Source organism: Streptomyces pseudovenezuelae (assembly GCF_029892565.1).
GTDB classification, from domain to species: domain Bacteria; phylum Actinomycetota; class Actinomycetes; order Streptomycetales; family Streptomycetaceae; genus Streptomyces; species Streptomyces pseudovenezuelae_A.
The window spans coordinates 81,828-103,692 of record NZ_JARXVH010000006.1 but is presented as its reverse complement, the minus strand read 5'-3'; the positions used below and the strand labels follow the sequence as shown (position 1 = coordinate 103,692).

20 protein-coding genes are annotated in these 21,865 nt (G+C 70.5%); 10 read left to right on the top strand and 10 right to left on the bottom strand.

Features of this window, described 5'->3' with window-relative positions; genetic code table 11:
* Nucleotides 1–18 precede the first annotated feature (18 nt).
* The 4 genes from M2283_RS20410 to M2283_RS20395 are packed head-to-tail and all read left to right on the top strand — an operon-like array spanning nt 19 to nt 6,556.
* Nucleotides 19–870, top strand: a complete 852-nt coding sequence (locus M2283_RS20410) for a glycosyltransferase family 2 protein (protein WP_280877744.1) — start codon at nt 19–21, stop codon at nt 868–870.
* A complete protein-coding gene (locus M2283_RS20405; RefSeq protein ID WP_280877743.1) occupies nt 867–1,883 on the top strand; it encodes a glycosyltransferase family 2 protein in 1,017 nt (338 codons plus the stop codon). Before M2283_RS20410 ends, M2283_RS20405 begins: the two co-directional genes overlap by 4 nt.
* Entirely contained in the window at nt 1,876–2,676 is an 801-nt protein-coding gene (locus M2283_RS20400) for a polysaccharide deacetylase family protein (RefSeq protein WP_280877742.1), read from the top strand. The genes M2283_RS20405 and M2283_RS20400 overlap by 8 nt, the downstream gene beginning before the upstream one ends.
* Nucleotides 2,669–6,556, top strand: a complete 3,888-nt coding sequence (locus tag M2283_RS20395; protein ID WP_280877741.1) for a lipopolysaccharide biosynthesis protein — start codon at nt 2,669–2,671, stop codon at nt 6,554–6,556. The genes M2283_RS20400 and M2283_RS20395 overlap by 8 nt, the downstream gene beginning before the upstream one ends.
* Nucleotides 6,557–6,582: 26 nt before the next feature.
* Here M2283_RS20395 and M2283_RS20390 read toward each other — a convergent pair whose 3' ends face one another.
* Complete coding sequence (locus tag M2283_RS20390; RefSeq protein WP_280877740.1) at nt 6,583–8,007, bottom strand: GH39 family glycosyl hydrolase; 1,425 nt, start codon at nt 8,005–8,007, stop codon at nt 6,583–6,585.
* 201 nt (nt 8,008–8,208) lie between these two features.
* Between M2283_RS20390 and M2283_RS20385 the strand changes: the two genes are divergently transcribed.
* Complete coding sequence (locus M2283_RS20385; protein ID WP_280877739.1) at nt 8,209–9,303, top strand: DUF5925 domain-containing protein; 1,095 nt, start codon at nt 8,209–8,211, stop codon at nt 9,301–9,303.
* Nucleotides 9,304–9,387: 84 nt separating this feature from the next.
* Here M2283_RS20385 and M2283_RS20380 read toward each other — a convergent pair whose 3' ends face one another.
* Complete coding sequence (locus M2283_RS20380) at nt 9,388–9,756, bottom strand: GntR family transcriptional regulator (protein ID WP_280877738.1); 369 nt, start codon at nt 9,754–9,756, stop codon at nt 9,388–9,390.
* A 71-nt stretch (nt 9,757–9,827) separates the two neighbouring features.
* On the opposite strand from M2283_RS20380, the gene M2283_RS20375 reads away from it, so the two are divergent.
* Together M2283_RS20375 and M2283_RS20370 are read left to right on the top strand one after the other, a co-directional pair.
* Nucleotides 9,828–10,757, top strand: a complete 930-nt coding sequence (locus M2283_RS20375; protein ID WP_280877737.1) for a GNAT family N-acetyltransferase — start codon at nt 9,828–9,830, stop codon at nt 10,755–10,757.
* Nucleotides 10,738–11,238: a DUF402 domain-containing protein gene (locus tag M2283_RS20370; RefSeq protein WP_280877736.1), complete on the top strand. Its 501-nt coding sequence runs from the start codon at nt 10,738–10,740 to the stop codon at nt 11,236–11,238. The genes M2283_RS20375 and M2283_RS20370 overlap by 20 nt, the downstream gene beginning before the upstream one ends.
* Nucleotides 11,239–11,290: 52 nt before the next feature.
* Here M2283_RS20370 and M2283_RS20365 read toward each other — a convergent pair whose 3' ends face one another.
* The gene (locus tag M2283_RS20365) at nt 11,291–11,917 is read right to left on the bottom strand and encodes a class I SAM-dependent methyltransferase (protein ID WP_280877735.1); all 627 of its coding nucleotides are present in this window, start codon (nt 11,915–11,917) and stop codon (nt 11,291–11,293) included.
* A 140-nt stretch (nt 11,918–12,057) separates the two neighbouring features.
* Here M2283_RS20365 and M2283_RS20360 point away from each other — a divergent pair, with 140 nt between their 5' ends.
* Nucleotides 12,058–12,192, top strand: coding sequence for a hypothetical protein (locus tag M2283_RS20360; RefSeq protein WP_280877734.1), 135 nt, complete (start codon nt 12,058–12,060; stop codon nt 12,190–12,192).
* A gap of 9 nt (nt 12,193–12,201) precedes the next feature.
* Here M2283_RS20360 and M2283_RS20355 read toward each other — a convergent pair whose 3' ends face one another.
* Together M2283_RS20355 and M2283_RS20350 are read right to left on the bottom strand one after the other, a co-directional pair.
* Nucleotides 12,202–12,651 carry a GNAT family N-acetyltransferase gene (locus M2283_RS20355; RefSeq protein WP_280878193.1) on the bottom strand — a complete coding sequence of 150 codons (450 nt, stop codon included), beginning with the start codon at nt 12,649–12,651 and terminating at the stop codon, nt 12,202–12,204.
* 22 nt (nt 12,652–12,673) lie between these two features.
* Nucleotides 12,674–13,096 (bottom strand): hypothetical protein, encoded by a 423-nt coding sequence (locus M2283_RS20350; RefSeq protein WP_280877733.1) that lies wholly within the window; start codon nt 13,094–13,096, stop codon nt 12,674–12,676.
* Between the two features lie 285 nt (nt 13,097–13,381).
* On the opposite strand from M2283_RS20350, the gene M2283_RS20345 reads away from it, so the two are divergent.
* Complete coding sequence (locus M2283_RS20345) at nt 13,382–14,425, top strand: lytic polysaccharide monooxygenase auxiliary activity family 9 protein (RefSeq protein WP_280877732.1); 1,044 nt, start codon at nt 13,382–13,384, stop codon at nt 14,423–14,425.
* A gap of 59 nt (nt 14,426–14,484) precedes the next feature.
* Here M2283_RS20345 and M2283_RS20340 read toward each other — a convergent pair whose 3' ends face one another.
* The gene (locus M2283_RS20340) at nt 14,485–15,360 is read right to left on the bottom strand and encodes an esterase/lipase family protein (protein WP_280877731.1); all 876 of its coding nucleotides are present in this window, start codon (nt 15,358–15,360) and stop codon (nt 14,485–14,487) included.
* 171 nt (nt 15,361–15,531) lie between these two features.
* Nucleotides 15,532–15,978, bottom strand: coding sequence for a MarR family winged helix-turn-helix transcriptional regulator (locus M2283_RS20335; RefSeq protein WP_280877730.1), 447 nt, complete (start codon nt 15,976–15,978; stop codon nt 15,532–15,534).
* Nucleotides 15,979–16,073: 95 nt separating this feature from the next.
* Here M2283_RS20335 and M2283_RS20330 point away from each other — a divergent pair, with 95 nt between their 5' ends.
* Nucleotides 16,074–16,448 (top strand): cupin domain-containing protein, encoded by a 375-nt coding sequence (locus M2283_RS20330; protein WP_280877729.1) that lies wholly within the window; start codon nt 16,074–16,076, stop codon nt 16,446–16,448.
* A 51-nt stretch (nt 16,449–16,499) separates the two neighbouring features.
* Here the strand turns inward: M2283_RS20330 and M2283_RS20325 are convergent, their stop codons facing one another.
* From M2283_RS20325 to M2283_RS20315, 3 genes are all read right to left on the bottom strand, one after another.
* Nucleotides 16,500–17,174, bottom strand: coding sequence for a transglycosylase SLT domain-containing protein (locus M2283_RS20325; protein ID WP_280877728.1), 675 nt, complete (start codon nt 17,172–17,174; stop codon nt 16,500–16,502).
* 186 nt (nt 17,175–17,360) lie between these two features.
* Nucleotides 17,361–18,341, bottom strand: a complete 981-nt coding sequence (locus tag M2283_RS20320; RefSeq protein ID WP_280877727.1) for a DNA polymerase Y family protein — start codon at nt 18,339–18,341, stop codon at nt 17,361–17,363.
* On the bottom strand, nt 18,338–21,823 hold the full coding sequence (locus tag M2283_RS20315; RefSeq protein WP_280877726.1) for a DNA polymerase III subunit alpha: 3,486 nt from the start codon (nt 21,821–21,823) through the stop codon (nt 18,338–18,340). Before M2283_RS20315 ends, M2283_RS20320 begins: the two co-directional genes overlap by 4 nt.
* Between the last annotated feature and the right edge of the window lie 42 nt (nt 21,824–21,865).

Genomic DNA, 21,865 nt, shown 5'->3' with positions numbered 1-21,865 from the left:
ACGAGAGGGACCAGACTCATGAGTTCTGTTCTGCGGCCGGCGACCACGGACCACGGTCCGTCAGCAGCCAGCAAATACCGGCCGATCTCTTCTCACCTGGCCATCACGCCACCGGTGAGTGTGGTGATCCCCGCCATGAACGAGGCGGAGAATCTCCCGTACGTCTTCAAGACCCTTCCCGACTGGATACACGAAGTGGTTCTTGTGGACGGCAACTCCACCGACGACACCGTCGAGGTGGCGCGCGGCCTGTGGCCGGACGTCAAGGTGGTCGAGCAGCGCGGCAAGGGCAAGGGGGACGCACTGATCACAGGGTTCGAGGCGTGCAGCGGCGACATCATCGTGATGGTCGACGCGGACGGCTCGGCCGACGGCAACGAGATCGTCAGCTATGTCTCCGCGCTGGTCTCGGGCGCGGACTTCGCCAAGGGGTCCCGCTTCGCCAACGGCGGCGGCACCGACGACATGACGTTCATCCGCAAGCTCGGCAACTGGGCGCTGTGCACCATCGTCAACCGCAAGTTCGGCGCCCGCTACACCGATCTCTGCTACGGCTACAACGCGTTCTGGCGGCACTGCCTGGACAAGATCTCCCTGGACTGCACCGGATTCGAGATCGAGACCCTGATCAACATCAGGGTGGTCAAGGCCGGGCTCAAGGTGCAGGAGATCCCCAGCCACGAGTACCTCCGCATCCACGGCACCAGCAATCTGCGCGCCGTGCGGGACGGGATACGGGTGCTCAAGGTGATCCTCAAGGAGCGCTCCAACCGGCGTGAACTGCGCCGCCAGGAACACCACTCCCCGATGCTCGACACGGTCCAGCCTGCCTCGGCCCGGCTCGACTCCGTCCAGGGAGAGGTGTCTTGAGCGATCTCGACATCTCCGTCGTGATCTGCGTCTACACCGAGGACCGCTGGGAGGACATCCTCGCGGCGGTCTCCTCGGTGCGTACGCAGTCGCGGCCCGCGCTGGAGACCCTGCTGGTCGTCGACCACAATCCGGCTCTGCTGGACCGGTTGACCAAGGAATACAAAGAGTTCGAACTGTCCGGTGAGGTCCGCGTGTTCGCCAACGCGGGCCCCCGCGGCCTGTCCGCCGGCCGCAACACCGGCATCGCGGCCTCGCGCGGCGAGGTGATCGCCTTCCTCGACGACGACGCCGTGGCCGAACGCGACTGGCTGCGCCGCTTCGCCGAGGGCTACGCCGACCCGAAGGTGATGGCCGTCGGCGGTCGTACGATGCCGATCTGGGCGTCGGGCCGCCGGCCTGCCTGGTTCCCCGAGGAGTTCGACTGGGTGGTGGGCTGCACGTACAAGGGACTGCCCCCCGGCCGGGTCCGGGTGCGCAACGTCCTTGGTGGCAACGCCTCGTTCCGGCGTACGGCGTTCGACGCGGCGGGCGGTTTCGCGACCGGCATCGGACGCGACGGCGACAAGCGCCCGCTGGGCTGCGAGGAGACGGAACTGTGCATCCGCCTCACCCGCGCCCGACCGGACGCCGTGCTGCTGATCGACGACCGCGCGGTGATCCACCACCGGGTGCCCGATGTGCGCGAGCACTTCGGGTACTTCCGCACGCGTGCGTACGCCGAGGGTCTGTCGAAGGCGCTGGTCGCGCGAAGTGTGGGGGCGGACAAGGGACTTGAGTCCGAGCGCCGGTACGCGACCCGGGTGCTGCCGGCCGGCGTGGCCCGCGGACTGCGCGACGCGGTGCTGGCACGGCCGGGCGGCGCGGGCCGGGCGGGCGCGATCGTCGCCGGGGTGCTCACGGCGGCCGGCGGCTATGTGGTGGGGAGCGTCCGGGCGCGCAAGGGGGGCGCCACGTTCTCCGTGGTCGAGATCGAGGGGGATCACACGGGCCGAGGGGGTTCTCATGACTGAGACTCCCGTGCCGGTCCTCATGTACCACTCGGTCGCGACCGCGCCGAACGACGCCACGCGCGAACTGTCGGTCGCCCCGGAGGCGTTCTCCGAACAGATGGCGCTCATCGGCGACTTGGGGCTCGCCCCGGTCAACACGGCGGCTCTGGCGGCGTGTTGGCGTACGGGCCGACCGCTGCCGCCCCGTCCCGTGCTGGTCACCTTCGACGACGGCTACGAGGGCGTGCACCGGCACGCGCTGCCCGTGCTCGCCAAGCACGGCTTCGCGGCCACCCTGTTCGTCTCCACCGGCTGGATCAGGGGCGCCCACGACACCGGGGGCGGCCCGGACGCCATGCTCGACTGGGACCAGGTGCGCGAACTGGCCGCCACGGACGTCGAGATCGGCGGCCACAGCCACACCCACCCGCAACTCGACCAGCTCGACGACGAGACACTGCGCCACGAGCTGATCCACTGCAAGGGGATCGTCGCCGACGAACTGGGCACCGTCCCGGCCTCGTTCGCCTACCCGTACGGCTACTCCAGCCGCCGGGTGCGCACCGCGGTGCGCGAGACGGGCTACGCCCAGGCGCTCGCCGTCGGCAACGACCTCGCGCGCCGCCGCCAGGGGCCGTACGCCCTGCGGCGGGTCACCGTGCGCCGCACCACCGGGATCGAGGAGTTCGAGCGGCTGGTCGAAGGCCGCGCGATCGCCCGGAATTTCGCCAGGGACCGTGCCCTCACCAAGGGGTACGCCATGGTCCGCAGAGCACGACAGGTCCGCCGGAAGGCCATCCGTTCCCGTGTCTGACACGACGACCACGACCGAGGCAGAGCCCACCACCCAGGCGCCCGGGCAGTCGGGGCGCCGGCTCCGGCTGCCCGGCATGGGCAGGTCCAAGGGCGGCAACCAGCTGTTCCGCAACGCCTACGCCCTGATGCTCAACACCGGCATCTCCGCCGTGCTGGGCCTCGGCTTCTGGCTGGCCGCGGCCCGCTACTACTCCGAGTCCGCGGTCGGCCAGGGCTCCGCCGCGATCGCCGCGATGAAGTTCCTCGCGGGCCTGACCGCGGTGACCCTGACCGGCGCCCTGGCCCGCTTCATCCCGGTCGCCGGACGCTTCACGGTGCGCCTCATCTTCCGTACGTACGCGGGCAGTTCGATGATCGTGGCGGTCGCCGCCGTCGTCTTCCTGATGACGCTGAACGTGTGGGGGCCGTCGTACCGCTTTCTGCACGGGCCGCTCAACGGCCTCGGGTTCATCGTGGCCGTCGTCGCCTGGAACGTGCTCACGCTCCAGGACGGCGTACTGACCGGGCTGCGCAGCGCGCCGTGGGTGCCGGTGGGCAACACCGTGTTCTCGGCGGTGAAGCTGGCGCTGCTGGTCGGGCTCGCGACGGCGTTCACCACGAGCGGTGTCTTCGTGTCCTGGGTCGCCGCGATCGCCACCTCCGTGGTGCCGCTCGGCTGGCTGGTGTTCCGGCGGCTCGCGCCCCGGCACGCCAAGGCGACCGAGGGACGCGCGAAGCCGCCGACGCTGAAGGAGATCAGCAGGTTCCTCGCCGGCGACTACACCGGCTCGCTGTTCTCGCTCGCCGTCGTCTACCTGATCCCGGTGATCATCGCCTCGCAGGTCAGCTCCGAGGACAACGCGTACTTCTACATCACCACGACGATAGGCGGCACGGTCAACCTGCTCGCCATCAACATGGGCGCCTCGCTGACCGTCGAGGGCTCGCACGACCCGGCCCGGCTGGCCTCCAACACCCGTGCCGCGCTCAAGCGGATGGCGCGGATCATGCTGCCGATCTGCGGGCTGCTGTTCATCGGGGCGCCGTGGATCCTCGGCGTGTTCGGCGCGGGCTACGCGGACGCGGCGACCCCGCTGCTGCGCTGGTTCGCGGTCGGCGCGGTGCTCCGGGTCGTCATGGAGACGTACTTCGCGGTGCTGCGCGCGCAGAGCCGCACCAGTGGACTGGCCTGGCTGCAGGGCCTGTTGTGCGTGCTGGTGCTCAGTCTGACGCTGATCCTGCTGCCCCGCATGGGCCTCACCGGCGCGGGCGTCGCCGAGATCTCCTCGCTCGCGGTGATCGTCCTGCTCGCCGCGCCCAGGCTGTACCGCGTCCTCAAGGCCGCACCAGCCGCCGTCCCCGAGGACGCGGCACCCGACGGGGACCTCGCCGACCTGGGGGCGCGCGAGGTCCCGGCCACCGACCAGCCGCGCCGGCGCGGGCCGGCCTGGGCGCTGGACTCCGACACCCTCGCGCTCGGCATCCACGTCGACTTCGACCACCAGGAACGCCGTCCCGACGTGCGCCCTGGGCCGGGCACTCCACCCACCGGCACGTCCGTGGTACGCGCCGACCACCGGCCGACCTGGGCGAAGAACCCGGAGCTCGGACTGCCCGTGGAGGAGCGCGAGCCCGGCTCGGAGGCCTCTCTGGGGCCGTCCGAGGTGGAGGTGGACGCCCCCTTCGAGGCGGAGTTCGAGGCCGACTTCGCCTCGGCCACCGACACCGACACCGACACCGACCCGGACCCGAACTCGGAATCGGGCTCAGGTGCGGGGGGCGGACGAGCGGTGTCGGCATCGGTCGTACGGCAGGACCCGCCCGTACGTGAAGAGCTTCCCGAGCCTGTCGCGCCGCCGCCGGCCCTGTCGTTGCGCGAGCGGCTGCAGCCCACCCGTTTCGGGCTCGTCCTCGGCTGTCTGCTGGTCGCCGCGCTGCTGCTGTACTGGGTGCCCGCGGCCCGGCTCGACGACGCCGACCTGGACCGGATGGGCGGTCTGGGGCTCATCTCGATCCTGCCGCTGCCGACACTGGTCGGGGCCGCGCTGCTGATCACGGTGTTCGCCTCGCTGCTGTGGCTGGGCCGGGAGCACAAGGCGCTGCTGCTGATCACCCTGCTGGCGACCGTGGTGTCGCTGCACGCGCTGCCCGCGGTGATCGAGAGCGAGCCGCGGTTCCCGACGGCCTGGCAGCACCTGGGCTTCCTCGACTACATCGACCGCACCGGCTCGGCCGTGCCCGACCTGGACGCGCGCTGGAGCTGGCCGGGCTTCTTCGCGGTGACCGCGTTCGTCGCGAAGGCCTGCGGGATCAACGACCTGACGGAGGTCATCCGTTGGTGGCCGACGGCCATCGAACTCCTCTATCTGGCCCCGATGTTCCTGCTCGTGCGCTCGATGCGGGCGAGTTGGCGGGCCAAGTGGACCGGCATCTGGATCTTCGCGCTGAGCAGTTGGGTGGGCCAGGACTACTTCTCACCGCAGGGCTTCACGTACTTCCTCTACCTGCTGTTCGTGGCGATCCTGCTGGTCTGGTTCCGCGCACCACGCGTGATCTGGACCAAGATGCGCCCGGGCGAGGCGGAGGTCGAGCCGACGGACCGGCGGCAGAAGGCCGTTCTGATCTCCGTGCTGATCGGCCTGTACGCGGCGAGCGTGCCGGCCCACCAGCTCACGCCGTTCATGATGCTGGGCGTCCTGGCGGTGCTCGTGCTGATCGGCAGGTCCGAACTGCGCGGCCTGCCCATCCTGTTCGGCGTACTGGTCGCGGCCTGGCTGGGTTTCATGGCCGAGCCGTACTGGTCCGGGCACTTCCAGGACCTGTTCGGCGGGGTCGGCGGCGTCGGCGGCAACGTCTCCTCGTCGGTCTCCGGCCGTATCGAGGGCGGCAGTTCGACCCACAAACTGGTGCTGTACGCGCGCGTGCTGCTGGCCGGCGGCGTGATGGCCTTCGCCTGCTGGGGCTGGTGGCGGCGGCGCGACCACAAGTACCGCGAGCGCTCGCTGCTGGTCCTCACCTTCGTCCCGTTCCTGGGCTTCGGCATGCAGTCGTACGGCGGCGAAATGGCCCTGCGCGTCTTCATGTTCGCGGTGCCGGGGGCGGCCCTGCTGGCCGGTCTCGCCTTCTTCCCGCGCACCGGCGTCACCGCCGAGGAGCGGGACAAGGACCGGGTGAGCCTGGCCCCACTGGCCGCGCTCCTTGCCGGTCTGCTCCTCATGGGCGGCTTCCTGGTGGCCCGTTGGGGCAACGAGCCGTTCGAGCGGGTGCGCCCCGGCGAGGTCGCGGCGATGGACTACGTCTACGCCCACGACAAGCCGACGGCGCGACTGCTGTGGCTGACCAGCGACCCGGTGAACGACGTGACACCGGCGATGCCGTGGGGCGCGAAGGACATGGAACGGGTGAACTATCTGCCGACGTTGGCGCCGGCCGACCCGGTGCTGGTGTCCGGCCTGGTCAAGGCGCTCAAGGACGCGGGCCCGAACTCGTATCTGATGATCAATGTCAGCCAGATCAGGTATCTCCAGCTGGACGTGGGCTATTCGGCCACCTGGGAGCCCCGGCTGATCCAGAACCTGGACCAGCGCACGGAGCTCAAGAAGGTCCTGGTCAACGACGACGTCACCATGTACTCGCTGAAGAAGCAGCCGGCGGGCGCGGTGCCGAAGCCGGATCCGGGCCCGATCGGACCGCAGATCACCTGGACGCCGTGGTCGGTCGTCGGCGGCCTGGCCGCCCTCGCCCTGATCGTCCTGCTGACGACCCGCGAGGTGGTACGGGTCGCCGTGCGGCCGGGCGTGCGCCAACTGCGCTGGCTGCAGAGCAGTTTCTGGTTCTCACTGCCGCTGCTGGCGGTGCTGCTCGCCTCGCTGATCCAACGGTTCCTGACGATGAAGTGACGACGAGGTGAGGCTCACCAGGCCAACTACCTGGTGAGCCACTTCACTTCGTAGGCCTGCATCTCGAACTGCTTCCCGTCGACCTTCGCGCTGATCGACCGGTCGAGGGTGTTGACCACCAGGACCGCCTTGTCGGTGGCCAGGACGCGGACGTTGGGCACGTCGTCGGCGGCCACGGCGACGGTGCCGTACGTCGTACCGGGTCCGAAGGCCTGGTTGAAGCGGGCGACGAGGTCGAACATGGGCAGCTTCTTGCCGCCGTCCGCGCCGTCGGTCGGTGTCCACAGACAGCCGGGGCAGTCGGTGCCTTTCTCGTCCTCCGGGTTCCAGTAGAAGCCGGAGGAGGCGCCGCCCTTGACCATGGCGATCAGCCCCGCGGCCTGGACGGCGACGCGGCGGTTCTCGGACCAGCCCTTGCGCTCGTCCTTGCCGTCGGCGGGTTCGACGTAGTACTCCGCCCACCACAACGGCAGCTTGTCGCCGGTCTGTTGTCGCACCCACTTGCCGACGGCGGTGAACTTGTCGGTGGCCGCGAACTCGTTCGGCAGCAGCTCGTCGTCGTTTGTGTAGCTGGAGCCGTCGACGACGACGAAGTCGGCGCCCACCTTGTGCTCGTTCCAGTAGTCGAAGGCGTCCAGGACCCGCTGGTCCATGGCGCCCCAGGGCCCCTTGAAGGTCGAGGAGGCCTCGTCCGCGCGCGGGTCGACGCTGTCCATGACCAGGTAGGGACCGCCCACCATGATGTCCTTGTCGACCTTCTTCAGCGCCTTGTAGACCAGGTTGTAGAGCTTGGTGTAACCCTCGTAGTCCCAGCGGCCCTTGGAGTCGTTCCAGAAGCCCTTGAACTCGTTCCAGACGACGAAGTGGTGCACGTCCGGATAGCGCTTGGCGACGGTCGCGGCGAGCGCGGCGAAGTCGGCGAAGTGCGCGGGCTGCGGGGCGGTCTCCAGCGAGGCCTGGCTCCAGTCGGTGTTGTTCACACCGGCCTTGCCGCCCTTCATCCAGTCCGGGGAGCAGCACAGGGTGACGACCGGGGTACCGCCGGACTTGCGGATGAAGTCGATACGGCGGTCCATCGCGCCGAAGTCGTAACGCCCCTTCACCGGCTCGGGGTTGTCCGAGCCCCAGCCCATGACCGCCTGGTCCTGCGGCATGCCGCCGGCGTCGGAGACGAGCCCCTCGACCCGGTCGGTGGCGGCGGAGCTGCCCTCGTCGGCGCTGAACTGGGTGTGCGTGAACCCCCAGCCGACCTCGGGCCCGTCCTGGTCGGGCGGGGTCACCGGAGTGCCGTGCACGGTGTCGCCGTTGCGCGAGGTACCGGCGGTGCTCGCGCCGCCGTCCGGAAGCGTGTTGATCAGGGTCACGATGAGGGCCAGCGCGGCCATGCCCACGCCGAGCAGCGCGGTGAGCCGCCACCGCCCCGTCCCCGAAGTCCACCCATGACGTCCCATTGAGGGCAACAGTAACCAAGGGCGTCCCCGGTCGGGCAGACGTTGTGGATGCACAGCTCTGTAACAGGCGGGAGGGGATACGGAGCGGACACGACGGGGACATAACACGGACACAACCGGACCAAGCGACCGCAGCCGACACACCCGACGCACTGCGGAAAGCGGGTGCACCGGGCGCCCTCGTGTCGGATCATGGACGCCATGTCTGCCAACCCACACGACGCTCTGCCGATCCGGCTCAACGTAGACGACAGCGACTCGCCGTCCGACGTCGTCGACGCGCTGTTCCTCGGCCGCTTCGCGACGGGCGAGCAGCCGTACTCGCACGCGGCCAACATCGACCGCGTACGCACGGGCGCCACGCTGCTGCCGGCCGGCGCCCGGGTCCTGCGCGTCGCCCGCGACGACGACCGCAGCGCGACGCTGGCGGAGGGCGACGGCTGGACCCTGCTCGTCTCCCGCTGGAACCGGGGCGCCGACGTCACGGTCACCGCGACCACCGCCGACCTGGCCGAGAAGGTCCTCGACCAGGCCACGGACGGCGCGGCGGACGAGCCCGAACCCCAGCCGGAGAACGTGACGATGGGCTTCTGGTACGTCTCCCCCAGGCGCGGCCCGCACCGCACGACCCGGCAGATCTCCGCCGGCACCTGGGACGAGGTGCGGGACAACTACACGGCGCCGGTCGCGGACGCGATGGACCACCTGATGAAGACGACACCGGAGGACATCGCGGGCCGCCTGCTGCTCCTGCACGGTCCGCCGGGCACCGGCAAGACCTCCGCGCTGCGCACCCTGGCCCGTTCCTGGCGGGACTGGTGTCAGGTGGACTGCGTCCTCGACCCAGAGCGCCTCTTCTCCGACGTCGGCTACCTGATGGACATCGCGATCGGCGAGGAGGACGGCACGGGCAAGGGCCGCTGGCGCCTGCTCCTCCTGGAGGACTGCGACGAGCTGATCCGCGGCGAGGCGAAACACACGGCGGGCCAGGCGTTGTCGCGGCTGCTGAACCTGACGGACGGCCTCCTCGGTCAGGGCCGCAACGTCCTGGTGGGCGTGACGACCAACGAGGACCTGGAGCGCCTCCACCCCGCCGTGGTCCGCCCCGGCCGCTGCCTCGCCCGCATCGAGGTGGGCCCCTTGACCCGCGGCGAGGCGGTCAGCTGGCTCGGCACGGAGGAGGGCGTGAGCCGCGAGGGCGCGACGCTGGCAGAGCTGTACGCGTTGCGCCGGGGGACGTCACCGACGTCGGTGCCGGAGCCTCGGGAGGGGGCGGACGCGGGTCTGTACCTGTAGGGGAGGAGCGGGGTCTACCGGTAGGCAAGCGTGGTGGGCGACGTCTGCCGGCTTTCAGTGCACGCCGCTGCTCAGTGCACGCCGCTACTTCCCGTAGGCCGCCCGCAGGGCATCCCGCACAGCGACCAACGCCGCCCCTTCGTCCAACCCGAGACGCCGAACCCGATCGACGTAGGCCTGAGCGGCCGACGCCGCCTCCCGTTCAGCTGCGGAGCCGACCGCAGCCACGAACGTCCCGTTGCGCCCCCGTGTCTCGATCACCCCGTCCGTCTCCAGCGCCCGGTACGCCTTGGCCACCGTGTTCGCCGCGAGCCCCAGCGACTCGGCCAGCCCCCGCACGGTCGGCAGCCGGTACCCCACCGGCAGCACCCCCGCCCGCGCCTGTTCGGAGATCTGCGCCCGCACCTGCTCGTAGGGCGCGGCACTGTCGTCGATGTGGATCTTCAAGGTCACGGAGCGATTGTCCCGCACCCACCTGAAAATAGGAGGCACCGGGGTGTGTTCGACCCGTAGCGTTCGCCGTCATGACTGTGACCGTGCGCGACCTCCGCACCGACGTGCCGGCCGAGGTGGCGGAGTACTCCGACGTCCGCCACCAGGCGCTCCCCCACATCCTGTGGACCCCGGCAGCCATCCTCCACAACCTCACCCACACGCCCCCCAGCGCCCGCAACCGCTCCCTCGTCGCCGAGCAGGACGGCGAGTTGATCGGCACGGCCCAGGTGGGCCTCGCCCACGACAGCCCGGAGCCGGGCCAGGGGTACCTCAACATCTACGTCCGCCCGGACCGCGCCCACCGCGGCGCCGGCACGCTTCTGGTCCGCGCCGCCGAGGAACACCTGACCGCGCACGGGGCGACGAAGCTGTACGCGTGGGTCATCGACGCGCCGGCCAACCGCGCGTTCGCCGAGCGCCACGGCTACCGCGCCAGCCGCTCCGCCCACTTCCTCCGCCTGGACCTGGTGAACGGCGCGCTGCCGCCCCGCCAGGACCTCCCCGCCGGCGCCGAACTGCGCACCGGCGCCGACTTCGCGGACGACCCGCGCCCGGTGTTCCGGCTGGACGCGGAGACGATGGCCGACGAACCGAGCGACGTGGAGTTCGCGTTCACGGACTACGAGGCCTGGCTCGCGGAGACCTGGCGTCACCCGCAGTTCAGCCCCGAGCTGACCTCGGTCGTCCTGGTCGACGGCCGCCCCGCCGCCTTCACCCTGGCCCGCACCGACGGCGGCACCCGCTACGGCACCGCGATGACCGGCACCTCCCGCGACTTCCGCGGGCGTGGCCTGGCCAAGCTCGCCAAGAACGACTCCCTGCACCGCGCCCGCGCCGCCGGGTACACGGAGGCCCTCACGGGCAACGACGCCGGCAACGAGCCCATGCTCGCGGTCAACAAGTGGTTCGGATACGAGGTCTGCGGGACGGAGGTGCGGTATGTCCGCGAACTCGGCTGACCCGGCACGGTGGTTGGACGTCGTACTCGTCAAGGCGGGGCGCACGAAGATCCGTTACGCGGCCGAACTGCTCGGCGACGACGGCACCCGGATCGCCGTACGCGCCCCCTGGGCGGGCGAAGGCGTCCGCGACTTCGGCTTCGTCCGGTTCGAGAAGGGCGACATCTTCACGGAGTACTACTGGCGCGACCGCTGGTACTCGGTGAAGGAGGTCCGCGACTCCTCGGGCACCCTCAAGGGCTGGTACTGCGACATCACCCGCCCCGCCGCCCTCTCCGGCGCCGAACTGACCGTCGAGGACCTCGACCTGGACCTGTGGCGCTCCGCCGACGGCACGGACGTACGCCGCCTGGACGAGGACGAGTTCGCCGAGAGCGGTCTCACGGAGACGGACCCCGAGGCCGCTGCCGCCGCAGTGGCCGCGCTCGAGGAACTGGAACGCCTCGCCGTAGAGGGCGACTTCGACGCGCTGCTGACCTGAGGGCCGCCTCCCGACAGCAACCGGGCCGTACGCGTCCGTGTCTCCCGGCGTCTCACACCACAGCCACCACCACATACCGTTCGTCTTCTACGTCCCTCCCCCACAGCTGCGCGTCCCCCGACAGCCGCTCCACCCGGACCTGTCCGGCGAGCGGTGCCACAAGACCCGCAAGCCGCTCGGCGGGTATGCCGACCGGGCCGACCGTGCCCCACACGCCCTCGACGAGCACGAGCCGGCCGCCGGGGCGCAGCAGTCCCCGCCAGTGCCGCAGGGCCCGGCCGGGGTCGGGCAGCGTCCACAGCACGTGCCGGACGAGCACGGTGTCGTAGAGCTGCTCGCCCACCGGTGGTGCCGCCGCGTCACCGACCAGGAACACCGCGTCACGGCCGGCGAGCTTCGCTCTGGCGAGGTCGACCATGGCCGGGGACGAGTCCACGCCGGTGACGCGGTGTCCCTGCTCGGCCGCGAGGAGCGACAGGCTGCCGGTGCCGCAGCCGAGGTCGAGGACGTCGGACGCGCGCGGGGGCAGCCAGTCGCGCAGCCGCTCCGCCCAGGCTGCGCGCACCACGGGGTCGCGAAGCCCGTGGTCAGGCTCCTGGTCGAAGCCGGCGGCCTCGGCGTCCCAGTCCACACCCGCCCCGTCCACGCCCGCCCCGGGGAATCCCTCGTCGTTCGTCATGCGCCCAAGAGTGACACCCGCCACTGACAACCGAATCGTGACAGCCGCCACTGACAGACCGGGAGCGATGAGTCACCCTCCCGGGAAAGGTCTACCAACGTGAGAACACGGGAAATCGGTAGGCATCGAAGGAGGCAGCCATGCGCCGGACGACAGTGCAGAAGCCCCTGAAGAAGACGGACACCCGCAGGGTGCGCGAAGAGGCCGACGAGCGTCCGGCCGGGCGCCCCGAGGTCCGAAAGGACATCGCGCGCACATGGTGGCCCGACGGCTGACCCGGCCGGTCAGTCCAGGCGCCTGCGGTAGTGGACGCGGTCGTAGGGCCCGTCGGTGCGACGCTCCACGACCTCGTATCCGTACCTCGGATAGATCTTCTGGTTCTCCCACATCATCGCGTTGGTGTAGAGCCTGACCTCGGCCAGCCCGAGCGCACGCGCGCGTGCGTCCACGAAGCGCAGCAGCCGTCCGCCCACGCCTCTGCCGTGCGCGTCGGGATGGACGGCGATGCTGTCGAGGAACAGATGGTCGTCGCGCTCCTCGATCACGACCAGGCCGACGACGGGCTCGCCCGTCACGAACACCTTCCCTTCGGCCACGTTCGCCGCGTGATCCGCCTCCATGGGCTGCGGCGCGCGTCCGATGCGCTCGATGTAGGGCCGGTAGGCGGCATCGGTCACGGCCCGCACGGCCGCCACGTCGGCGGCGACGGCCCGCCGGATCTCATCGGTTCGCATTCCGCGCTCGGTCGACATCAATTCAAGTTACGGCGTCGTGGCGCACCTGACTGGTGACGTGGTCGGCTGCGTGAACCACTCGCCGCTTGCGAGCCGTCCTCTCGGCCGCGCCGGCCTGCTGCCCGTCCGGCGCGTCGTCTTCCTCGGTTCTCAACCGCCCAAGCTCTTGGAGCATCTGCCCGACCGCCTCGATCACAGGCCGTGTGCCAAAGGCGTTGACGCGCGCTCGGGTCTCAGCGGCCAGGACCGGCTTTTCGTCGTCGTCCGCAGAAGCGACGAAGTGCCGGACGGCAGCCAGGTGTTCCATGAGGGCGACATAGGCCGCGGCCCGCTGCTCCAGCAGCCATCGCTCCCGCTCACGCCTGCCTTGCGTATGCAAGCTGTAGATGGCAGTCGCCGCACTTGCCGCGACGGCTACGGCAGCAACGACATCCGCTCCCTCCATGAGATCAGTGTGGCGCATGAAGCCAACGCGGCACGACTGGGGCGTCGGCGGCGCCGCTCGCCCGCAGGTGCGGCAGGGCTCCTCAACCACCCTCCCTGAGCCCTCAGTTAGCTCTGCCTTAACGCCGCCATAAGGATCTCCGTCACCCGCCTCCAGCAGGCGATTCCACGGTTTCTTGGAGCTAGCTTGCTGATCGCCCCCCACGGGATTCCGCCCACGGCATCCGGCTACGGAGTCCGTGGGCGGGATCCACTCCAAGTCGAGGACCGTTTCGAGGAGTTCGCCATGCCCGCACGCCGCCGCAGGGTCGCCACGCTCGCCGTCCTCGGCACGGCTCCGCTCGCGCTGACCGCCCTGGCCACCGCGCCGGCGTCCGCGCACGGCTCGATGGGCGACCCGGTCAGCCGGGTCGCGCAGTGCTATGCGGAGGGTCCCGAGAGCCCGAAGTCGGACGCGTGCAAGGCGGCGGTCGCGGCCGGCGGCACCCAGGCGCTCTACGACTGGAACGGCATCCGCATCGGTGACGCGAACGGACAGCACCAGGCGCTGATCCCGGACGGGAAGCTGTGCAGCGCGAACAACGAGGAGTTCAAGGGCCTCGACCTGGCCCGCGCCGACTGGCCGGCGACGAGCGTGCGCAGTGGCCCGTACACCTTCAAGTACCGCGTGACGGCCCCGCACAAGGGCACGTTCAAGGTGTATCTCACCAAGGCCGGCTACGACCCGGCGCAGCCGCCGGCCTGGTCCGACCTGGACCTGGAGCACCCGGTGGCGACGTCCACCGACCCGGTCGCGGCGGGCGGCTTCTACACCTTCTCCGGCACCCTCCCCCAGCGCTCGGGCAAGCAACTCCTGTACGCGATCTGGCAGCGCTCGGACAGCCCGGAGGCCTTCTACTCCTGCTCGGACGTGACGTTCGGCGGAAGCAACACCGGCAGTGGCGGGAACACCGGCAGCGGCAGCGGTACGCCGGTCAGTGCGTCGCCCGCCCCGACCGCCTCCTCCCCCTCCGACGAGCAGATCTCGGACGGTGCCGACAAGTCGACGATCGAGCACCACGGGCACGGTGACGACGACGCGAGTACGTCGGTGAAGCCGACTCCCGAGGTGACGGACGACGGCGCGAACGACGGTGTGGAGCCGGCCGCGGCCAACGAGCCGAGGACGGCGGGCACTTCGGAGCCGACGAACCTCGCCGAGACCGGGAGCGACGACAACACCCCGTATCTCGCCATGGGTGGCGCGGCCGCCCTGGCGCTCGGCTCGGCGACCCTGTTCGCCACGGTCCGCAGGCGGGCGGCCGGTGGCGGACGGCACGGCCGCCCGTAGCGGTCGTGTGGGGGCGGGGTCTGCCCGGCGGCTCAGGTCGGACAGACCCCGCACGTGCCTCAGCCGATGACCGCGGAGGCGCAGGTGGTGGCGGTGGCGTGGACCGGGTCGAGCGCGTTGGTGACCTCGTGGAAGGCGATCCGGTCGGTCAGCCCGAGAAGGGCGTGCTCGGAGAGGTCGAGCGCGCACCGGTTCTGGATCAGGACGTTGCGGACGTCGGATCCGCTGAGGAACTGGCTCTGGTACGGCGTCACCACCTCGTCGTACTTGGTGGCGATGACGGTGTAGTGGACGCCGGGGACGGTGTCGCCGCCGGCGTTCAGCTTGGTCAGGAAGGCGGAGCCGACGATCTGGTCGGCCAGGGCGGGCGCGGACGTGGAGATCAGGTCCTCGGCGCCGGGGAAGTACGGCAGCAGGTTGGTCAGGCCGTCCAGGTCGGTGCCGTGGTTGTCGGGCGCGATGCCGACGAGGGCGTTCACCTTGGCGGCTCCGCCGAGGAACTTGAGGTAGTAGCGGGGCATCATGCCGCCCTGCGAGTGACCGACGAGGTCGGCCTTGGGGGTGCCGGTGGCGGCGAGCACCTCGTCGACGAAGGCGGAGAGCTGCTCGGCCGACCTGTCGATGGGGCCGAGGCCGTATACGAGGGGGATGCCGGGCAGTTGGCCGTAGTCGAAGGAGAAGACGCAGTAGCCGCGGTTCTCCAGGTAGGGCGCGAGGGCCAGCCAGTTGTCGACGGAGTTGGCGAAGGTGCCGTGGACCAGGACGACGGGGTGGGGGTGGGTGGTGGACGGCTTGCACGAGTAGTCGTTCCAGCCACTGTGGGGAGCGGCGGAATCCTCGGCGGCCTGGGCGGCGGTGGCGGTGGGGACGACGGCGACCGCGGCTGTCAGCAGCAGCGGGGCAAGCGGTCTGAGCAGTCGTTTCCAGGGCAGCATCGTGTGATCTCCTTGCGGCTCAAGGGATGTGCGACGGCCTTACGCCCTGTGATCCGGATCACAAAGATTGCTGTTCACTGTCAAGTTACGGGCGAGTAGTACAACTGTGAAGTTACGCGTCAGTAAAAACTTCCAGTGATAACTGACTCCGTAGTAGCTAATGCCGAACCGTCACCAGGCGGGCCTGAGGGGACCATAGGGCGCAATACGCCCCAATCGGTCGCGCAACGCGCGCACTTCACCCTCGCCGAGCAGATCGCTCCACTCCCGCACCACCTCGGCGGCCGCCTCCTCCGCCGCCCGGGTGCACGCCCACCCCCGCTCGGTCAGCACGACCAACCTGGCCCGCGCGTCACCGGGATGGGCGCGCCGCTCGGCGTACCCCCTCCGCACGATGTCGTCGACCAGTTGACTCGCCGCCTGCTTGGTCACCCCGAGGTGCGCGGCGAGTTCGGTGACCGTGGCGCCGCCCGGGGCGAGCCGGGCGAAGGCGAAGCCGTGCGCCGGCCGCACCCCCTCGAACCCACGGGCCACGACGCCTTCGTGGATGCGTTGGGTGAGCTCACCGGCGGCGGCGAGCAGGGCGGCGGACAGGGCCATGGCCTCGGAGTTCTGCACGGACGCATTGAAACACCCTTGACGGATTGGTCAAGCAGCTTGACCATGGAGGCCGGGAACATAGTCAAGCTGCTTGACCATCTGGAGGCAGAGCCATGCCCGTCGTCCGCCCGTCCGAGGCCCTGGTGCACGAAATGCACGGCGCCCGCTTCATCTCGTACGCCACTCCGCGCACCGGCAGCAAGGAGCTGTGCGCCTGGCGCGGCGAGATCCCGCCGGGCACCAAGGCGCCCGCGCACACCGTCAGCCGGGAGGAGATCCTGCATGTGCTCGACGGCGAACTACTGGTCACCCTCGACGGGCACGCCACCCGCGTCACCGTCGGCGACACCCTGATCATCAACCCCGGCGCGACCCTCGCCGTCGAGAACCCGGGCGACCGGACCACCGTCACCTGGGTCACGACGTCCATCGGTCTGGAGGCCGAACTGGCCGACGGGACACGGATCACGCCGCCTTGGACGCGCTGAGGCTCGTGCCGGGAACCGACCCTGGTACCTGGTCGGCCGGGTCAGGTGCGCTCAGTACGCGTGGTGGACCTGCCAGAACGACCAGGCGTCGCAGGGGCTGCCGTAGGTGGCGTTCATGTAGTTGAGGCCCCACTTGATCTGGGTGGCCGGGTTGGTCTGCCAGTCGGCGCCGACGGAGGCCATCTTGGAGCCGGGCAGGGCCTGGACGAGACCGTAGGCGCCGGAGGAGGGGTTGACCGCGAGGTAGTTCCAGGTGGACTCGTGGTCCACGATGTTGCTGAAGCACTGGTACTGGCCGCTGCCCACGATCTGCACGGCCATCGCCTTGACCTGCGCCACGGTGTAGGAGGGCTGCAGCGAGAAGGTGGCGTCGGGATTGCCGGCCTTGTCCTTGGCCTCTTGCCGGTCCCTGGCCGCCTGGTCGGCCGCGTCCTTCTTGGCCTTCGCCGTCTTGGCCGCCGCCACTCGGGCGGTCTGCTCGGCGTCCTTCCTGGCGCCGGCGTCCGCCTGGATGGCCACGGCGTTCGCCTGCTGCGTCAGGGACACGGTCTGCACCTGTGCCTGATGGCCCGCGGGCAAGTCCGCGAGGAGGGTGACATCGGTGGCCGTCGCCTCCGCGTCGTTGTTCTGCGCGCTGCTGCCCGAGGCAACACCGACGACGCTTCCGACAGCGGTGACCGCGGTGGCCGAGACCACTGCGAATCCCCGGACCGATATCCGGCTCACTCGCTTCTCTTCCTCTTCGTACGTGCCACCGTGGGTGGCAGCCGAGCAAGCATCTCGCTTGCTGAGTAAGACAGTTGCCACACTCTTGCGTGCCGACCCGGTCGGCGCAATCCCGAAGCGGGTGTGGATACTCACACCCGCCGAAGGGCCGGTCTGGCCGGCTGCCCTTTCGAACACGTCGGCCGGCTATCCGGCCAGGGTCGCCGGACCCACGGCTTCGGGACCGAAGCGGCGGCGGGCACGGTCGGCGGCCGCTTCGGCGGCGCGGGCACGGTCGGCGGCGGGATCGAGGGAGAGCTGGCGGTAGGCGTCGGCGGCCGGCAGCAGGGCGTCGGCGCGGAGCACGAAGGCCCGGACGCGGGCGCGTTGCAGTCCGAGGGACGCCAACAGGCCCAGGGCGGTGGCGGTAAGGGCGGGTGAGTGGTCGGTGTGTTCCGGCAGCGCGCGCGTACGTGTGGTGGAGGTGCGGTCGGCGTACCGGACCGTGAGGGTGAGCCGGCCGGCGATCTGCCGTTCGCCGCGCAGGCGTTGACCGATCTGCTCGGCAAGTCCCAGCACGGCTCGGTGGTGTTGTGCCGGATCGAGGCAGTCCCGGTCCAGCACCAGGTCGGCGGCCAGGTGCCGGGCCGGTTCCGACGGGGTGACCGGGCGGGGGTCGTGGCCGCGGGCGCGCTGGGTCAACAGCCGTGCCTGGCCTGCGCCGAGAAGGCGTTGCAGGGTCCCCGCGGGCAGGTCGACGACCTGCCCGATGGTGTGCAGGCCGTATCTGCCGAGCGTCTCCGCGATGGTCCGGCCGATCCCGGGCAGCGCGGTGACCGGCCGGGGGTACAGCCAGTCGGAAGCCTGCCCGGTGGGCACGCAGGTGGTGTCCCCAGGGGCAGATGCGTCGGCCGCCATCGCCGCCAGCATGCGGTTGCCCGCGAGGCCGGCGCTGCTGTCGATGTCATAGAGGGCCTTCAGCCTCATCTTCACCGCCTGGACCGCGTCGTAGGGAGACAGGTCGTAGTACCGAAGTGCCGAAGTCAGGTCCAGCTGAAGGGCGTTGGGCGGGACGGCCTGGACGTGAGGCGTGATTCCGGACACCAGTTCGATTACATCGTCGTACTGGGTCTCGGTCAGTGCGGTGTGCAGGTGAAAGTGGGCGATGTGCCGTAGGCGCGCAGTCATCCCGCACTCCCCGGGCTGCGATGACCGAACTTCTTCAGGTCGGCGGAGCGGGTGCCGGCCGGCTGGAGGTCGGCGTACGGGTGGAGGCGAGCACCGGTAGTGCCGTTGGCCAAGGTGCGCTGCGGCTGGGCGGGTTGCGGCTGACCCGAAGCAGGTTGGGCGGGGGTCGGATGCGGACGGTCGGCGCCCAGGAGGGCGAGCGCCGCCTCGGGCCCGTTGTCCCGGCGGGCCGCCGCGATCTCGTCCAGGTCCCAGGCCATGGAACCGACGACCGTACGGCGGGTTCCGCGCACCTGGACCGTGCCGCGCACCAGTAGCAGGCCGCTGTGGAAGACCGTGTACGCGCAGGCCGGGTGGGAGTCCTCGAAGAAGGCGAGGTCGACCAGACCCGAGCCGTCCTCCAACGTCACGAAGATGATCCGCTTGCCGCTCGCGATCGGCGGGGTCTGGGTCGAGGCCCGCACCCCGGCCACCAACACCTGCTGACCCGCACGCAGTCCGGCCAGGTGCGCCGCGTCGGTCGCGCCGATCTCGCGCAGCAGCCGATGGTGATGCTCCATCAAATGCCTGGAGACGTCGATGCCGAGGGTGCCCAACTCGGCGCTCAGCGCCTCGCGTCCGGTCATCTCCGGCAGCCCGCTCGGCTCCGCTCCCCCAACCGCACCCGTATCTATGGGCAGTTGACCCGAGCCGGCGGTCCGGTTGCGGGACTGGCGATGCAACTCGGCGATCTGGAGCAGCAGATCACGTCGAGTGAGGCGGCCGTCGTGCAGACAGGTGAACGCACCGATCTCCGCGAGGCGTTCGGCCACCGGTCTGCTGGGGCGGGCCCGCTGCCAGAAGTCCGACAGCGATCCGTACGGCTGCCCCTCCTCGATCCGCGCGCACTCCTCCTCGCCGATGCCGTGCACCCCGGACAGCGCGAGCCGCACGCCCCACTCCTCCTGCTCGGTCATCTCCACGGTGTGCTTCGCCCTCGAACGGTTGATGTCGACGGGCAGGACCTGCACCCCACGCCGACGGGCATCCGAGACCAGCACCCGCTTGGGCCACATCCCGGGGTCGTGTTCGAGCAACCCCGCCAGCAGGAACGCCGGATGGTGCGCCTTGAGCCAGGCGCTCTGCAGGGCCGGTACGGCGAAGGCGACCGCGTGGGCCCGGCAGAAGCCGTACGCGCCGAAGGCCTCCACGGTCTTCCAGACCTCGTCCCGGACGGCCGCGCTGTAGCCACGCTCGCGAGCCTTCTGATGGAACCACTCCTTGATCCTGGGCAGTTGGTCCTTGTCGCCGAGCGCTCGTCGGGTGAACTCCCCGAAGGCCCGGTCGCACCCGGTCAGCACCCGCAGCGTCTCGATGATCTGCTCGTGCCAGATGGTCACGCCGTAGGTGTCGGCGAGCACGGGTTCGAGGTCCCGGTGCGCATACCCCGGCGTACCGCCATGGCGTGCGGCGATGTACCGCTCGGGCATGCCCCCGGCGACCGGCCCCGGACGGAAGAGACTGATGTCGGCGATGACGTCCTGCACGTCACGGGGCTGGAGCCGGGAGAGGAGATCCTGCTGACCCGGCGACTCCAACTGGAACAGCCCCAGCGTCTGGCTCTCCTGGATCAGCTTGAACGCGAACACGTCGTCGAGTGGCACCTGCCCGGGGTCGTCCAGGTCGATGCGGTCGCCGGTGGCCCGTTCGATCTCGGTGACGGCGTGGGCCATCGCGGACTGCATCCGTACGCCCAGGACGTCGAGTTTGATGTTGCCCAGCGCTTCGATCTCCTCCTTCGCGGCCATCGCCATCGGGTAGTCGCCCTGCGGGGTGGGCTGGACCGGCAGTCGGTCCAGGAGAGTCGCGTCGCTGATGACCACGCCGCAGGGGTGCATGGCCATGCCGTGGATCAGGGAGTCGAGGCCTTCGGCGAGCTCCCACAGCGGCCCGAACCGGCCCGTCTCGCCCGCCAGTTGCCGTAGTTCGGGCAGTTCGGCGAGCGCGCTCGTGATGTCGGAGGCGCGCAGGTGCGGGAAGCTCTTGGCGATGCGGTCGACGTCGGCCGGGGCGATCCCCAGCGCGAGGCCGGTGTCCCGCAGCGCCCTGCGCGCCCGGTAGGTCTCGGGCATCGCGGTGACCGCCACCCGTTCCTTGCCGAACCGTTCGAAGATCGTGTCGTAGCACTCCAGGCGGCGGGCGGACTCCACGTCGATGTCGATGTCGGGCAGTGTCTCCCGGCGCCGGCTCAGGAACCGTTCGAACAGCAGGCGGTGGTCGAGCGGGTTGGCGGTGGCGATGTCCAGCGCGTGGCAGACCAGCGAGCCGGCGCCGGAGCCGCGGGCGGCGACCCGGATGCCCTTGGCCCGGATGTCGACGACGACCTGTCCGACGGCGAGGAAGTACGCGTCGTAGTTCCAGTGGGAGATGACGTCGAGCTCCTCCTCCAGCCGGTCGCGTGCCGCCGGGTCACGGTCGAGGCCTCGTCGGGCCAGGCCCTCCTCACACCGCAGCCGCAGCAGCCGGGCCGCGTCGCCCGCTCCCGGTCCGGCGCCGAACAGCGACGGTTCCGGGAAGTGCCGCCCGCCGAGGCCGAGATCGGCCGCCGGGTCGACGACGCACGCGTCCGCCGTGTTCGCGGTGTCCGCCATCAGCCGACGGGCCCGCCGTACGTCCGTTCCGGCGCACTCGGCGATCATCCGGGCCACGCTCACCATCCCTCTCTCGTCCTTGAGCCAGCGCTGCCCGCTGTCCAGTCGCCGCCGGTCGATCGGCCGCAGCAGCCGGGCCGCGTCCAGGACGTCGGCGAGGCGGTGCTGGTCCGGATCGGCGTAGCGAACGGCGTTGGAGAGCACAGCAGTTGTCCCGGTGCGGTCGGCCAGGGCCAGGGTGCGGGCGGCCAGGCGCAGGGAGCCCGGACCTGTGCCGAAACGTTTCTGCGCGACGGCCTCCAGTCGGACCTCCCTCCCGAAGACCTCCTTCCAGGGCGCCAGCAGCTTCATCGCGACGTCCTCCCGGCCCACCGACAGCGCCCGCACCGGCTCCGAGAGGGGACCCAGCAGAACGGCCAGCCCCGGACCGCCGTACTCGCGCAGCGCTTCCCACGGCACCACCACCGGTGCCGCGCCGGACGCGGTGCCGGCATGGGCGGCCGACGTGATGCGGCACAGCCGGGCCCAGCCCTCCCGGCTCTGTGCGAGCAGCACGAACCGGAGCGGTGGCTCGACGACATGCGCGCCGCCGTGTGCCGGAGTGCGGCGACGTTGGGCGGGCGGCGGGGGCGCCAGGGCCTCGACCGCGAGGTCGATGCCGAAGAGCGGCCGGATCTTCTCCTGCGCGCAGGCCTGCGCGAACCGGACGGCGCCGGTGACCGTGTCCCGGTCGGTGAGCGCGAGGGTGCCCATGCCGCGGCCGGCCGCCCGCCGGGCGAGCTGCTCGGGGTGCGAGGCACCGTAGCGGGCGGAGTAACCGGACGCGACGTGCACGTGGGCGAAGCCCGCCATGCCGCACCTCCATCACTCCACCCCTTTTCAGCCATACGCCCG

Coding starts and splice junctions, on each gene's coding strand:
- M2283_RS20410 (WP_280877744.1), top strand. CDS start 19: ATGAGTTCTGTTCTGCGGCCGGCGACCACGGACCACGGTCCGTCAGCA.
- M2283_RS20365 (WP_280877735.1), bottom strand. CDS start 11,917: ATGACGAACGACGAGGGATTCCCCGGGGCGGGCGTGGACGGGGCGGGT.
- M2283_RS20390 (WP_280877740.1), bottom strand. CDS start 8,007: ATGGGACGTCATGGGTGGACTTCGGGGACGGGGCGGTGGCGGCTCACC.
- M2283_RS20320 (WP_280877727.1), bottom strand. CDS start 18,341: ATGACTGCGCGCCTACGGCACATCGCCCACTTTCACCTGCACACCGCA.
- M2283_RS20400 (WP_280877742.1), top strand. CDS start 1,876: ATGACTGAGACTCCCGTGCCGGTCCTCATGTACCACTCGGTCGCGACC.
- M2283_RS20375 (WP_280877737.1), top strand. CDS start 9,828: ATGACTGTGACCGTGCGCGACCTCCGCACCGACGTGCCGGCCGAGGTG.
- M2283_RS20340 (WP_280877731.1), bottom strand. CDS start 15,360: ATGCTGCCCTGGAAACGACTGCTCAGACCGCTTGCCCCGCTGCTGCTG.
- M2283_RS20350 (WP_280877733.1), bottom strand. CDS start 13,096: ATGGAGGGAGCGGATGTCGTTGCTGCCGTAGCCGTCGCGGCAAGTGCG.
- M2283_RS20385 (WP_280877739.1), top strand. CDS start 8,209: ATGTCTGCCAACCCACACGACGCTCTGCCGATCCGGCTCAACGTAGAC.
- M2283_RS20360 (WP_280877734.1), top strand. CDS start 12,058: ATGCGCCGGACGACAGTGCAGAAGCCCCTGAAGAAGACGGACACCCGC.
- M2283_RS20355 (WP_280878193.1), bottom strand. CDS start 12,651: ATGCGAACCGATGAGATCCGGCGGGCCGTCGCCGCCGACGTGGCGGCC.
- M2283_RS20370 (WP_280877736.1), top strand. CDS start 10,738: ATGTCCGCGAACTCGGCTGACCCGGCACGGTGGTTGGACGTCGTACTC.
- M2283_RS20315 (WP_280877726.1), bottom strand. CDS start 21,823: ATGGCGGGCTTCGCCCACGTGCACGTCGCGTCCGGTTACTCCGCCCGC.
- M2283_RS20330 (WP_280877729.1), top strand. CDS start 16,074: ATGCCCGTCGTCCGCCCGTCCGAGGCCCTGGTGCACGAAATGCACGGC.
- M2283_RS20345 (WP_280877732.1), top strand. CDS start 13,382: ATGCCCGCACGCCGCCGCAGGGTCGCCACGCTCGCCGTCCTCGGCACG.